Below are 13,119 nucleotides of genomic sequence, written 5' to 3'. Positions count from 1 at the left end.
TTACCCTCCCTGATACGGTGATCATGATCTTAATCTTCGTTGTTTTTCATAAATGGATCGATTGTGGTTGCAGTAGAATGATAAAGCACAAACGATTGCAAAATAACGCGCATAGTGGCCGTGGAATAATTCGGTGCCGAAAAAGATCGGTGCTACCAACGTATTGGTTCCTGATGCAAAGACAGCTGCTATTCCCAGTGCAGCTGAAAACGGCACCGGAAGTCCGAGCAAATTACCGAAATAAGAGCCAAATGTCGCACCGATCACGCACAGCGGCATCACTTCGCCGCCTTGGAAACCGGCTGCCAGACAAAGGATCGTAAAGAAGATCTTCAAGACCCAGTCCCACGGCATATCAATTTGTCCGGCAATGGCTGTATCCAGCAAGTCACGTGATAAGCCAGAATAGCGTCCATGCCAGCAGAGAAACATCATGATGGCAATAAAACAGCTGGAAACGAACACTCTGCGGTACGGGTTTGGAAAATATTTTTTCAGCTGCTTACGGCTGAACTTCAAGCTCCAGGCCATAAAAGACCCGACCCAGCCGCAGCAGATCCCTAACAATCCGATCTTCACAAATTCAATGTAAGAAAACGTGTAATTCAGCGGCAGATCATACCGCATCGGCACCAGACCGCAGGCTTTGGCCACCAGGCTCGCTACGGTCGCTGAAACAATGGCTGCTCCTAATCCTTTATACTGCAGGGCACCGGAAACAAACATCTCTAAACTGAAGAAGATCGCCGTGATCGGGGTCCCGAACAAACAGGCAAACCCGGCCGCCAGACCGGATACGGTCAGGCGGATCTTATCATTGTCTAAATGCAGCATGTGCCCGAGCCAGAGCGCGATCGCGACGCCAATCTGGATCACACCGGTCGCACGGCCGACACTGGCACCGACCAGATGCGAAAGCCAGATGGTCAGGATCATCAGCGGAATGACCCGCAGTGAAAGTGAATGCTCTTTTCCCTGCACGATCCGGAAAATATGATTGATCCCTTTATTGCAGTCCTTGCCGAATGTATTCATCAGGTAAACGATCAGCAATCCCGCAAACGGCATGCCGATCAACGTCCAGTTTCCAAGCACTGCGCGCAAATCGTAAATGACCGTGATTCCCTTCAGATAAAAGACTTCTGCCAATGCGACCGGAACACCGACGATCAAACCGATCCATAAAGATACCGCCGAATCACGGGCCGCATTTAAATTTCGATGAACAATTTCTTTTATATATGCAGGCATCCGAAAACCTCTTTTTATTATTCTACCATATGCCCTTTCAAACCATATAAAAAAACTTCACCTGCAGGTGAAGTTTTTACTTATTCAATTGTAAATTCCGCTTTCCACAAACCATGCAGATTGCAGTATTCGTAGACCGTTGCTTTTCCGGATTTTCCCGATACATCAAAGGATGCCGTTGGTTTTTGCGCCGGTGTCAGCCCCGCTTTCATCGACGTACCGTCTTCGAATTCCACCCAGATCGCAGTAATATGGTGCTCCGGCGTCATCGGATGCTCCACGCTGCCGACCGTAACGTTCAGAGTTTTACCGGTCTGAGAAACCGCCGGTACATGCTTTTCCTGTGCCGCATCGACTTCGCCGGCTTTCAGTTCACGTGTCGGCTTGCCGCAGCATACCGGTGTACATCCGCAGGTCTGTTCAACCATTTCATAAACGTTTCCGCATTCATCACATTTAAATAATCTCATACAATGTCCTCCTTTCCTATTGAAGGTGGTTTCATTATATAATAGATCCATGAACAAGTCATTTTTTATACTCCGCGCCATCGACGGGTATCAAATGAAATTGGATACCGAACATCCCGCCGATGAACTAACAGCGTATTTTCATTTATCCAAAAAGAGACAACACGAATATCCGTTTGATCAAAACGGTAAAACAGTGCGGGTCGACTTCCCCGCCCACCCGATCTTGACCAAGTCAGCGGGCCCGGTCGACATCGTCTACGAAGATGCCGTCTGCATCGTCGTAAACAAGCCGCCGTTCTTGCTTGTACATAATGATGGCTCCCACCCGGATAATCTGCAGGACCGGGTCAACGGCTATCTGGATCAATGCGGCTGGCCGCATCCGGCCCAGGCCGTGCACCGCATCGATTACGAAACTTCCGGACTGGTGCTGTTTTGTAAAAATCCGTTTTTTCAGTCAAAATGGGATGCGATGATGTCAGAACATGAGATCCGGAAAGAATACCTGTGCTGCATTCATGGAAGACTGCCGCAGAAAACCATGACCATCCGAAAACCGATCGGCCGCGACCGGCATGATGCCCGCCGGATGATCGTGCAGCCGCACGGCAAAACAGCTGTCACGCACTTGAAACAACTCGACGGCCATCTGGTCCATGCCCGTATCGAAACCGGCCGCCGGCATCAGATCCGTATCCATCTGGCTGCCATCGGTCATCCGATCGTCAACGATGCGCTCTACGGGAAAGTAGTTGATCAGCGGGGCTTGCTCCTGCAAAGTTCCCGTCTGGTTTTTACCCATCCTCTGACCGCAGAGACGATCGATCTGCATCTGCCTGCAGATCCGCGTTTTCAGAACCATTGATACCAGATATGATAGCCCCAAAAAAGCGAGGCACTGACACCGATACAAAGGCAGGATACAAACGGAACGGCTGCTTTTTTTGATATGGCCAAATAGGTTAGACCGATCGGTACAGCGATCATCATCGCGACGATCATGCGCGGATACCCCAATATAAATCCAAAATAACCCAAGAACCAGACATCGGCACTGCCAAGCCATTGCTTATAGTGGTGAAAAAAGAACGCCGGCATGCTGAACAGAAAGGCTCCGGGGATGCTTTCAGCCGGCAGGAAGAAGCTAAATTGATAATAAACCGGGATCATCCCAAGGCAGATCCAGAACCAATGCTTGGAGAAATACATCGTCCGCCAATCCCGCACGGCGGCTGCCGCCAGAAAACAAAGAAAAAGAGTTTTCATACTCACAGTATAAAAACTCTTTATGACAAAATCATGACAAGGTGATCACCTTTTGATCGATCTCGACCGGCGCCTGTGAGAAGTCTAAGCGAAACGCCGTCAAATGATAAGCAGATTCATGACCGCGGTAACCGTATTTCCGATCGCCGACCAAGGGATGGCCTAAATAGGCCAGACAGGCACGAATCTGATGAAACCGGCCGGTCAGCAGTTCGATCTCACACCAGGATGTGCTGCCGTTTGTTTCTGTGACGGTCAGCCGCATCTTTGCCGGCTTGTATCCTGCGGCCGGCGTCTTTCGGACGATGGCTTTCGTCCCGGCTTTTTTTAGATACAATTCAATGTTTCCTTCATCCGGTTCCCCGCTGACCCGGGCGCGATAAAATTTACGGATCTGCCGACGGGCAATTGCCCGGTTGATGGTCCGCAAGGCCTCCGCATTTTTGGCCGCGATCACGAGTCCTTCCGTATTGCGGTCCAGGCGGTTGCAGATCGCTGGTGCAAAACTATGCTCCTGCGGATCCCATTGTCCGCTGCGCGCTAAATAAGACTGTACCCGGGCTGCCGCACAATCTTGTCCGGCGGCTGCGCTTTGGCTCAGCAGTCCGGCCGGTTTATTGATGATCAGCAGATTTTGATCTTCATATACGATGTCCAGCTGATCGTTCTGCACCAGGGTGCGCTGTTTGGTTTCCAGCACATCCGGCGGCAGAAACAGCAGCACACTGTCGCCTTCCTGCAGCTTTTGATCAAACGTACAGCGTCTGCGGTTGACTTTGATTTTCTTATTTCGGATGCTTTTGTACATCATCGATTTCGGCATTTTTGGGAATGTCTTCATCAAAAATTTGTCCAGTCGTTGGCCGGCATCGTTTTTTGAGATATCAATCTGTTTCATGGATGATCTCCCACGCCTGCATCAGAGAATCAGCGACCGGCTTGCCGGTTCGTTCAAGGATATCCTTGCTTTGATGGCCTGTGGAAACCAGCACACAATCAGCCTTGACTGAATCGGCCACCTGCGCATCGTGCACAGAATCTCCCACGAACCATAGTTCATCTTCTGAAAAATTCCGGCGGGCTTCATGAGCCAGATATTCTTTGCTTTCGGCGTAAATGTTACGAATGCCGTAGATCGAATCAATATAGGGCTGCAGCGCAAATAAATCCAGCTGTTTCATTAAATAATCTTTACGGCTGGCAGAAAGGATCGTCTGCGGAATGTGCCGGCTGCGGATCGTCTGCATCGTAGCCAGGGCATCGCCTTGCAGACGGCAGCGATAGCTTTTCTCCTGATAATCGGCCATATACTCAGCAGCCAGTTGTGAAAACGGTGTTTTTTGAAAGTCAAAGCCGGCTTTTTTATAATATTCTTCGATCGGAAAACGGAATACATGCCGATAGGCATCCAGCGAGTCCAGCGGCGGCAGTTCATGCGCCTGCAGCAGACGGTTGATGCATTGAAAACAAAGATCGACATCATCAAACAAGGTCCCGTTCCAATCCCATATAATTCGTTTCATGGCTTGATTTTAGCATTCTTTGGCGGAATATACAAAATTTCGCTTTCTGCCTTCCAATTCAGGCAGGATTTGTTATAATTTAAATGTGAAAAAATTAACGAGGTGAAAAAATGCGAGGAGTCTATAATTCTGTTACGGATATTCGTCGTAAAGTGTTTACTGCCATCGCCGATATGGCATACAGCGATTATCCGGATTATGCGAAAAGGATCGAAGAGATCCCGTATGAAATACGTTCCGGAAAAGATGATCCGTATCGGAATGATATTTTCTTAGAACGTGCGATCATCGGCGAGCGTCTGCGCTTAGGCATGGGCCTGCCGCTGCGCAATGTCAACGAGGCCGGTGCCATTTCCGACGGCATCGAGGAAAGCACCATTGCCCGCAAATATTACGATGCGCCGCTGATCAATATCATCAAATTTGCCTGCAACGGCTGTCCGGAAAAGAAGGTCATGGTCACGACCGCATGTCAGGGCTGCCTGTCTCATCAATGCACGGAAGTCTGCCCGCGGGATGCGATCCATATCGTCAACGGCCACAGCCTGATCGATCAGGACAAATGCATCAAATGCGGCCGCTGCATGGATGCCTGCCCATATCATGCGATCGTTAAAATGGAGCGTCCTTGCGCTGCCAGCTGCGGCATGAATGCCATTTCTACGGATGAAAACGGCAAAGCCCAGATCGACTACGACAAATGTGTCAGCTGCGGTATGTGCCTGGTCAACTGCCCGTTCGGCGCCATTGTCGATAAAGGACAAATTTTCCAAACGATTTATGCGATGAAAGAAGGCTATGAAGTCATCGCTGCCGTTGCTCCGGCATTTGTCGGACAGTTCGGTCCGCAGATGACGATCGGCAAAGTAAAAAACGCCCTGAAGATGTTAGGCTTCAGTGACGTTGTGGAAGTTGCCGTCGGTGCTGACCTCTGCACCATCGATGAAGCCCAGGACTTTATGGAAAACGTTCCAAAGAACCTGGATTTCATGGGCACCAGCTGCTGTCCGGCTTGGTCAGTCATGGCAAAGAAAGAATTCCCGCAGTTTGCGAAGAATATTTCCATGGCCTTGACGCCGATGGTCCTGACCGGACGCTTGATCAAAAAAGAACATCCGGACGCCAAAGTGGTCTTTATTGGCCCTTGCGCGGCGAAAAAGCTGGAAGCCAGCCGCCGCAGCGTGCGCAGTGATATTGACTTCGTTCTGACGTTTGAAGAAGTCATGGGTATGTTTGAAGCCAAGCATATCAATCCGGAAGAAGTGGAAGAAGACGAAAAGTCGTTGAAGGAAGGAACCAAAGCCGGCCGTCAGTTCGCGGTATCCGGCGGTGTTGCTGCTTCCGTCAAAGAACTGATCGAAAAAGAACATCCGGGCACGAAGGTCAATGTACAGGCGGCCGAAGGTTTGAAAAACTGCAAGACGATGTTGATGATGGCCAAAGCCGGCCGTCTGAATGGTTATCTGCTCGAGGGCATGGCCTGCCCGGGCGGCTGTGTCGGCGGAGCCGGCACGCTTCAGCCGATTCCGAAATCGAGTGCTTTGGTCAAGAAATATGCTAAAGATGATGCCAAACTGTTCGCCGACGAATCGAAGTATTCCGATCGCGTCGAAGAATTAGTCAAAGGATAATTCAAAAAGATGGAGCGATCCATCTTTTTGTTAGAACGGAGAAAAACATGAAACGTTTTCAATATTACAAAACAGCCGCAGTGACACCTCCTGTAGCCATCGGAGATCCGGAAGCCAATGCTCAGGCGATCCTTGATCTTGCCCACAGACTGCCGGCCGATACACAGCTGGCTGTCTTCCCGGAATTGTGCATTTCTGGTTATACATGCCAGGACTTATTTTATGAACAGACATTGCTGGACGGATCATTGAATGCACTGATCCGCATCAAAAACGAAATGCCGGAAAATCTGGTGCTCTGTGTAGGCCTGCCATTGGTGGTGCGTAATAAATTGTATAACTGTGCAGCGGTTTTATTTGACCATACGATCCTTGGTATCCAGGTCAAGACCTTCATCCCCGCTTACAACGAGTACTACGAGACCCGTTGGTTCAGTTCCGCGGATGAACTGGATACCGATACCGTCGTGATCGCCGGCGAAGTTGTGCCGATCTCCAATCAAATTGTCTTTGAAGATACCACCACCGGTGCTTGCCTCGGTCTGGAAATATGTGAAGATCTATGGGTATCGATCCCCATGAGTTCCTGCCATGCTCTGGCCGGTGCAAACATTCTGTGCAACCTGTCGGCCTCCAACGATGTCATTGCCAAAAAGGAATATCGCCGGCAGCTGGTCATCGACCAAAGTGCCCGCAGCTATGCCGGTTATGTGTATGCCAGCGCGGGAACAGATGAATCAAGCAGCGATCTGGTCTTCAGCGGTCATGATCTGATCGCGGAAAGCGGCACCCTGCTGGCTGAAGCACATTTTACTGATCCAAAAGAATTTATCATCGGTGAGATCGATCTCCAGCATCTCATCAATGACCGCATCCATTTTAAAACCAGCATGCAGCCAGCAGCGGACGATTACATCAACGTGCCGTTTGCCTCTAAACCATATCCGGAGATCGACCTGACCCGTCGCTACGATGCTTATCCGTTCGTGCCGCGTAATGAAGCCAAACGGATCGAACGCTGTCAGAACATCCTGCATATCCAGGCGCAGGGGCTGGCGACGCGGCTGCGGAAGATCCACTGTAAAGATGTTGTGATCGGAATCAGCGGCGGTCTGGATTCCACCCTGGCCTTATTGGTATGTCATGAGGCTTATCAGATCGATCGTTTGGATGTACGCGGCATTCATGCCGTCACGATGCCGGGCTTCGGCACCACGCACCGGACTAAATCCAATGCTCAGCAGCTGATGGATCTGCTCGGTGTTTCCAGTGAAGAAATCACCATCGGTGATGCGGTCGAACAGCACTTTGCCGACATCCACCATGATCCGTCGGTTCATGATATCACCTATGAGAACAGTCAGGCACGGGAACGAACCCAAATCTTGATGGATCTAGCCAACCAGTACAACGGCTTTGTGGTCGGCACCGGCGATCTGAGCGAACTTGCCCTAGGCTGGTGCACATACAACGGCGATCATATGAGCATGTACGCCGTCAATGTCAGCGTTCCGAAGACACTGGTGCGCTATATCGTGGAAAGTCAGGCTTTGCGTGCGGAAAAAGCGGGCAACCAAGCACTGCACGATGTGCTGACAGATATTTGTGATACACCAGTATCACCAGAATTGCTGCCGCCGGATAAAAATGGTGAAATTAAACAAAAAACGGAAGAGGTCCTCGGTTCCTATGATCTGCACGACTTCTTCTTATACCACATGCTGCGTTATCATGAAGAGCCTGAAAAAATCTATGCTCTGGCTCTGCAGAGCTTCCCGCAGATTTCTGATCAGACGATCAAAAATGCGATCCAAACTTTCTACCGTCGGTTCTTTGCTCAGCAGTTCAAACGAAATTGTATGCCGGACGGTGTCAAAGTGGGTTCGATTTGTTTCAGTCCGCGCGGTGATTGGCGCATGCCAAGTGATGCTTCTCGAAACTTATGGCTGAAACAGGCAGAAAATCTATAAAAAAAGCTCTCGAATGCATTGCATTCGAGAGTTATTTTTTCCTTTGAATAAATGTATCGATCCGGTTTCGAACTTCTTCGAAGCCGGTTTTTTCCGTACTGCTGACCGGATAAACCGATTTGACCGGGATATGCAAGATCTGTGAAATGTTCTTGATGGCACGCACGCGTTTGGTTTTCGGTACTTTATCTACTTTTGTCGCTGCCACCAAGATGGGCAGATGTAAAGCCTGCAGGTATTCCATCATATCGATGTCATCCTGCGTGGGATCATGCCTTGCATCCACAAGCTGGACAACACAGGCAATTTCCTGCCGCTGCTGAAAATAAGTATCCATCATCCGGCCCATTTCCATCAGCATTTTCTTGCTCATTTTTGCATAACCGTAGCCAGGAACATCCACTAACATCCAGCGTTCATCGATCCGGAAGAAGTTGATCAGACGGGTCTTCCCCGGCGTATTGCCGACATAAGCCAGTTTTTTTCTTTCGGTCAAGGCATTGATAAAACTGCTTTTACCAACATTGGACCGGCCGACGACCACTGTTTCCGGCAGGCCTTCCTGCGGCCATTGTTCCGGCTTGACCGCACTGATCACGAATTCGGCCTTCATGCTACTGCACCAAAGCGTGCTGCAGGACCTGTTTTACCGTCGTGACCGGAATGAACTTCACCGAATCTTTGACTTCGCTTGGGATCTCATCCAGATCCCGTTCGTTTTCCTTCGGAATGATGATCGTATCAATTCCGGAGCGATAGGCAGCCAGTGATTTTTCTTTCAGTCCGCCGATCGGCAGCACATTGCCGCGCAGCGTCACTTCACCGGTCATCGCCAGATCCGATTTTACCGGAATATTGCTGAAGCATGACACAAGTGCGGTGGTCATCGTCACACCGGCGCTCGGACCGTCTTTCGGCACTGCTCCCTCCGGTACATGCACGTGCACGTCATTGTTTTCGAACATCTTCGGATCGATATGATATTCTTTTGCATGCGCTTTGATGTAATCCATCGCGATGCTGGCGCTTTCTTTCATGACATCACCCAGCTGACCTGTCAGGATCAGACGGCCTTTGCCTTCAAATTTATTGGCTTCGATCTGCAGGATATCACCGCCGAAGCTAGTATACGCCAACCCAGTAACGGTACCCACCTGGTTTTTCTTTTCCTTCTTGCCGTAATCCACTTTCTCATTGCCCAGCCACTCGTGAACCAGTTTCTTTGTCAAGTTCACTGACCGTTTGTTGTCTTTCAAGATGGCAAGCACGGTTTTACGGCAGATATGCGCGATGGTGCGCTCCAGCTGCCGGACACCAGCCTCCCGCGTGTAATAGCGGATCAAATACAGCAGGATCTTATCATTGATCTTCAGCTGTGACGGTTTCAGACCATTTTCCTTGATCTGCTTCGGGATCAGGTGTTCTTTGGCGATGTGGATCTTCTCCACATCCGTATAACTGGACAGTTCGATGATCTCCAGACGGTCGCGCAGCGCCGGCGGAATGTTGTCGAGATAGTTCGCAGTTGCGATGAACAGGACATTCGATAGATCATATGGCTCTTCGATGTAATGATCGGAGAAAAAGCTGTTCTGTTCCGGATCGAGCACTTCCAGCATCGCACTGGACGGATCGCCTTTATAGTCGCTGGCCATCTTATCCAGCTCATCGATCAAGAAGACCGGATTGGTAACGCCCGCCTTTTTCATGCTCTGGATGATCCGGCCTGGCATTGCGCCTAAGTATGTCCGGCGATGACCGCGGATCTCGGCTTCATCCCGTACGCCGCCTAAAGACATCTTGACGAATTTACGTCCCAATGCACGGGCGACACTGCGTGCCAGACTGGTTTTGCCGACGCCCGGCGGACCGACCAGACAAAGGATCGGCGCATTCAGCGAATTGGTCATTTGTTTCACGGCCAAATATTCCATGATCCTTTCTTTGACCTTCTCCAATCCATAATGGTCCGCATCAAGGATCTCCTGCGCTTTATTCAAGTCTTCGTTATCTTTTGTCTGCTGCCACCAAGGCAGGTCCATCAGCCAATCGATATATGTTTTGATGATGCCAGTTTCGCCGCTGGCCATCGGCAGCATCTCATAACGGGCCAATTCATCTTTGACCTTTTCTTTGATGTAGTCTGGATAGGGATTTTCTTCCAGCCGTTTGCGGATCTGCTCCACATCTTTATCCTGATCGACCACATCGCCGAGTTCTTCTTTGATGACGTTCAGTTTTTCACGCAGATAATAGTCACGCTGACCATCATCGATGCGCTTTTTAACGGTCTCATTGATGTGCTGCTCCATTTCATTCATCTTCTGCTCTTTGGCCATGTCCTGCAGCAGCATTTCCAAGCGGTCATTGACCCCTAATGTTTCCAGATACGCTTCCTTGCGTTCGGTCGACAGCGGCAGGACATTCACTGCCCGGTCGCTGAGCGTCTCGCCGCCCATGCCTTTCGACAATTCCAAGATCAAATCTTTCGAAAGATAATTCTCGCGATTCGGTATTTTCTCAAATGCATCCGCAACCATGCGGACCAATGCCTGTTCTTCCGTCTCATCCTGGCGGACACTGGCCAGAATATCGACATTCGCTAAATCACTGAGGCTGCCGGCGATCCACTCTTTCAAGCGGACACGGCGCAGTCCATTGAATTTAACACGTAAAAAGTTATCAAAACGGCGTATGTGCCGGATCTCACAAAGTGTTCCCACCTCATAAATATCCGAAAGATCAGGTTCATTGACTTTCAGATCTTTCTGCGAGATCAATATCACATTACCGCTGTAATTTTCCTGTGCATTATTGACCGCATCCAAAGACGGTTTCCGTCCGACGTCAATAACGATTTCCTGGCCAGGAAATACGACCACACCACGGGTACAAACTAATGGATATGTTTCACTCATATTGACCTCCGTATTCTAAAAAAGACGCAGCGCGCCTTTTTATTGTTATATCATTATACTACTTTACGGAAGACTTAATCAATTCTAACGCCTTTTGCTGAGCCAGATCGTATTTTACGTTTTCAGCCGGCAACAGACGCTTGATCTGATCGACTTCCATGTTATACAAGTCGGACATTTCCTTGTATTCTTTTTCAACCGCCTCATCGTCGATTTCAATATTTTCGGCTTTGACGATGGCATCCAGGACCAGGTTTGCTTTGACCTTCTTTTCAGCATCCGGACGCAGCTGTTTGCGAATATCCTCTTCGGTCTGGTTCATGGCCTGCAGATACTGCTTCATCGTGAAGCCGCTGCTCTGCATCCGACGATCCATATCCTGGAACATGTTATTGACTTCGTTGTCGATCATCACTTCCGGAATTTCGACCGTCGCATTATCCGTGATCGCAGTCAGGATCTCGTTGGTAAAGTTTTCCTCTGCCTGATTCTCACGCTGTTTGGTCAATTCTTCCTTAGTGACTTCTTTAAACTTTTCGACCGTTTCCACGCCGTCACGCTTCAGCTGTTTGATCAGATCATCATTGATTTCCGGACGATCTTTATATTTGATATCATGTACCGTGACCGTAAAGGTTGCATCCTGTCCGGCCAGGTCTTCAGCCTGGTATTCTTTCGGGAATGTTACATTCACATCTTTGACATCACCTGATTTGACGCCGACCAGCTGTTCTTCAAAGCCCGGGATGAATGTACCGGAACCCAGTTCCAGCGGATAATCCTCTCCGGATCCGCCTTCGAAGGCCTCCCCGTCTTTTTTACCGACGAAATCGATCGTCACCTGGTCGCCGTCTTCAGCAGCTTCGCCTTCTTCACGCAGCACCCAGTCGGCATAGCGGTCCTGAACGCGCTCCAATTCTTTATCAACGTCCTCGTCCGTGACATTGACTTCTTCTTTGTGGATATCCAGTCCTTTATATTCTCCCAGTTTTACTTCCGGTGTGACCGTGCAGTCAAAAACCAGTGTTACCTGCTCATCGCTGGCATCTTTATAATCCATGACCGGGCGCGCAACGATTTCCAGTTTCTGTTCCTGAATACCGAAGACCAATGCATCGTTGGCAATTTCATCCACAGCCATCTGATACAAGCTTTCCTTGGATACCTGAGCGCGGATCAATGCGTCAGGAACCTGTCCCGGACGGAATCCTTTCACGTTGATATTCTTCTTAAATTTGTTGAATGATTTTTTCTGTGCTTTTTTCCAATCTTCACCGTCAACTACGACTTCCAATTCGCCGGTTGAATGCTCTTTCAATGTCCAATTACTTTTCATGATTGTCTCCTCGTCTTTCAATCAGTAGTGGCTGTTCCACTATATTTTGCAGCTGGTGTATTTTTAAGAAGGCTGCATACTCCTCGGATTGTCCGAATGATTCCGCCACCAGACGGACGATCGCTGCAGCGATCGACAGCGGCTCGACATCAGTAAAATCAAACGGCCGGTTTTCCAGCCGCTCCTGTTCCAGGAGCCGTTTGCAGAAACGCTCAAACGTCGGATTGTCGTTTCCGAACCATTCTTCGAAAATGCGGTTTGTCTGGACCAGTGTTTCATCCTCTTCTGCGGAAGGGATCAGGTCCGGAACAAACGTAACATCCAATCCGGATTTTTTCATCGTAAAAGAATGATCGATCCGCTGTTCCATCAGCTCTTCGATCAGTTCTCCCTTGATTTCATCCGTAAGGACCTCTGAATCCAACAAATATTGTACTTCTTGTTCATATTGGCGCAGATTGACCGATTTCATCAATGTCACCGCATATTCCTGCTGATGCACATTGCCGTGGATCAATGACTCTAAGTCCGGATCTTTATGCGGCGGATCGAAATTCGCAATACAATCTTTGCGTCTTTCCTCCAGCGCATCCGCCGCGTCCTGCGGAACGTACGGCAGATCCTGTTCAGCCTGGATCATTTCCAGCGCCCGGTCATATTTTTTCTGTTCGATCTGACGATCGATTTCCTGTATCAGAGAAGTATAATATGGATTCAAAATTCCTCCTGGCGAAACATAAACATTCTATCA

12 protein-coding genes are annotated in these 13,119 nt (G+C 49.3%); 3 read left to right on the top strand and 9 right to left on the bottom strand.

The genetic code is table 11. From position 1 onward, the window contains the following. Positions 1-21: 21 nt before the first annotated feature. Both HNQ47_RS08225 and HNQ47_RS08220 read right to left on the bottom strand, forming a co-directional pair. The gene (locus tag HNQ47_RS08225; protein WP_183328920.1) at positions 22-1,251 is read right to left on the bottom strand and encodes a chloride channel protein; all 1,230 of its coding nucleotides are present in this window, start codon (positions 1,249-1,251) and stop codon (positions 22-24) included. A gap of 80 nt (positions 1,252-1,331) precedes the next feature. After that, positions 1,332-1,721: a desulfoferrodoxin family protein gene (locus HNQ47_RS08220; protein WP_183328919.1), complete on the bottom strand. Its 390-nt coding sequence runs from the start codon at positions 1,719-1,721 to the stop codon at positions 1,332-1,334. Positions 1,722-1,770: 49 nt separating this feature from the next. Between HNQ47_RS08220 and HNQ47_RS08215 the strand changes: the two genes are divergently transcribed. Then, positions 1,771-2,589 carry an RluA family pseudouridine synthase gene (locus HNQ47_RS08215; RefSeq protein ID WP_183328918.1) on the top strand — a complete coding sequence of 273 codons (819 nt, stop codon included), beginning with the start codon at positions 1,771-1,773 and terminating at the stop codon, positions 2,587-2,589. Here HNQ47_RS08215 and HNQ47_RS08210 read toward each other — a convergent pair. Genes HNQ47_RS08210 through HNQ47_RS08200 form a run of 3 tightly spaced genes read right to left on the bottom strand, consistent with a single transcriptional unit; the run spans position 2,577 to position 4,513 of the window. After that, the gene (locus HNQ47_RS08210; RefSeq protein WP_183328917.1) at positions 2,577-2,990 is read right to left on the bottom strand and encodes a prepilin peptidase; all 414 of its coding nucleotides are present in this window, start codon (positions 2,988-2,990) and stop codon (positions 2,577-2,579) included. The two genes, HNQ47_RS08215 and HNQ47_RS08210, sit on opposite strands and share 13 nt — an antisense overlap. Positions 2,991-3,021: 31 nt before the next feature. After that, the gene (locus HNQ47_RS08205; protein WP_183328916.1) at positions 3,022-3,888 is read right to left on the bottom strand and encodes a pseudouridine synthase; all 867 of its coding nucleotides are present in this window, start codon (positions 3,886-3,888) and stop codon (positions 3,022-3,024) included. Further along, the gene (locus HNQ47_RS08200) at positions 3,875-4,513 is read right to left on the bottom strand and encodes an HAD family hydrolase (protein ID WP_183328915.1); all 639 of its coding nucleotides are present in this window, start codon (positions 4,511-4,513) and stop codon (positions 3,875-3,877) included. The genes HNQ47_RS08205 and HNQ47_RS08200 overlap by 14 nt, the downstream gene beginning before the upstream one ends. Positions 4,514-4,623: 110 nt before the next feature. Here HNQ47_RS08200 and HNQ47_RS08195 point away from each other — a divergent pair, with 110 nt between their 5' ends. Beyond that, positions 4,624-6,144, top strand: a complete 1,521-nt coding sequence (locus HNQ47_RS08195) for a 4Fe-4S dicluster domain-containing protein (protein ID WP_183328914.1) — start codon at positions 4,624-4,626, stop codon at positions 6,142-6,144. A 47-nt stretch (positions 6,145-6,191) separates the two neighbouring features. Beyond that, positions 6,192-8,114 carry an NAD(+) synthase gene (locus HNQ47_RS08190; protein ID WP_183328913.1) on the top strand — a complete coding sequence of 641 codons (1,923 nt, stop codon included), beginning with the start codon at positions 6,192-6,194 and terminating at the stop codon, positions 8,112-8,114. A 31-nt stretch (positions 8,115-8,145) separates the two neighbouring features. Here the strand turns inward: HNQ47_RS08190 and yihA are convergent, their stop codons facing one another. From yihA to HNQ47_RS08170, 4 genes are read right to left on the bottom strand one after another with little or no spacing between them, the layout of a single operon-like run. Continuing rightward, positions 8,146-8,727 (bottom strand): ribosome biogenesis GTP-binding protein YihA/YsxC, encoded by a 582-nt coding sequence (gene yihA / locus HNQ47_RS08185; protein ID WP_183328912.1) that lies wholly within the window; start codon positions 8,725-8,727, stop codon positions 8,146-8,148. Between the two features lies 1 nt (position 8,728). Continuing rightward, a complete protein-coding gene (lon, locus tag HNQ47_RS08180; protein ID WP_183328911.1) occupies positions 8,729-11,032 on the bottom strand; it encodes an endopeptidase La in 2,304 nt (767 codons plus the stop codon). A 58-nt stretch (positions 11,033-11,090) separates the two neighbouring features. Next, positions 11,091-12,368 carry a trigger factor gene (gene tig, locus HNQ47_RS08175; protein WP_183328910.1) on the bottom strand — a complete coding sequence of 426 codons (1,278 nt, stop codon included), beginning with the start codon at positions 12,366-12,368 and terminating at the stop codon, positions 11,091-11,093. Next, on the bottom strand, positions 12,358-13,086 hold the full coding sequence (locus HNQ47_RS08170; RefSeq protein WP_183328909.1) for a hypothetical protein: 729 nt from the start codon (positions 13,084-13,086) through the stop codon (positions 12,358-12,360). The genes tig and HNQ47_RS08170 overlap by 11 nt, the downstream gene beginning before the upstream one ends. Positions 13,087-13,119: the final 33 nt, after the last annotated feature.

It is taken from the genome of Catenisphaera adipataccumulans (genome assembly GCF_014202755.1).
Lineage (GTDB): Bacteria > Bacillota_I > Bacilli_A > Erysipelotrichales > Erysipelotrichaceae > Catenisphaera > Catenisphaera adipataccumulans.
This window is presented reverse-complemented; position numbering and strand designations above follow the sequence as displayed.

Bases quoted from the DNA above. Each gene is read 5' to 3' on its own strand.
- HNQ47_RS08225 (WP_183328920.1), bottom strand. From the start codon at position 1,251: ATGCCTGCATATATAAAAGAAATTGTTCATCGAAATTTAAATGCGGCC.
- HNQ47_RS08205 (WP_183328916.1), bottom strand. From the start codon at position 3,888: ATGAAACAGATTGATATCTCAAAAAACGATGCCGGCCAACGACTGGAC.
- HNQ47_RS08195 (WP_183328914.1), top strand. From the start codon at position 4,624: ATGCGAGGAGTCTATAATTCTGTTACGGATATTCGTCGTAAAGTGTTT.
- yihA (WP_183328912.1), bottom strand. From the start codon at position 8,727: ATGAAGGCCGAATTCGTGATCAGTGCGGTCAAGCCGGAACAATGGCCG.
- HNQ47_RS08210 (WP_183328917.1), bottom strand. From the start codon at position 2,990: ATGAAAACTCTTTTTCTTTGTTTTCTGGCGGCAGCCGCCGTGCGGGAT.
- HNQ47_RS08190 (WP_183328913.1), top strand. From the start codon at position 6,192: ATGAAACGTTTTCAATATTACAAAACAGCCGCAGTGACACCTCCTGTA.
- tig (WP_183328910.1), bottom strand. From the start codon at position 12,368: ATGAAAAGTAATTGGACATTGAAAGAGCATTCAACCGGCGAATTGGAA.
- HNQ47_RS08200 (WP_183328915.1), bottom strand. From the start codon at position 4,513: ATGAAACGAATTATATGGGATTGGAACGGGACCTTGTTTGATGATGTC.
- lon (WP_183328911.1), bottom strand. From the start codon at position 11,032: ATGAGTGAAACATATCCATTAGTTTGTACCCGTGGTGTGGTCGTATTT.
- HNQ47_RS08220 (WP_183328919.1), bottom strand. From the start codon at position 1,721: ATGAGATTATTTAAATGTGATGAATGCGGAAACGTTTATGAAATGGTT.
- HNQ47_RS08215 (WP_183328918.1), top strand. From the start codon at position 1,771: ATGAACAAGTCATTTTTTATACTCCGCGCCATCGACGGGTATCAAATG.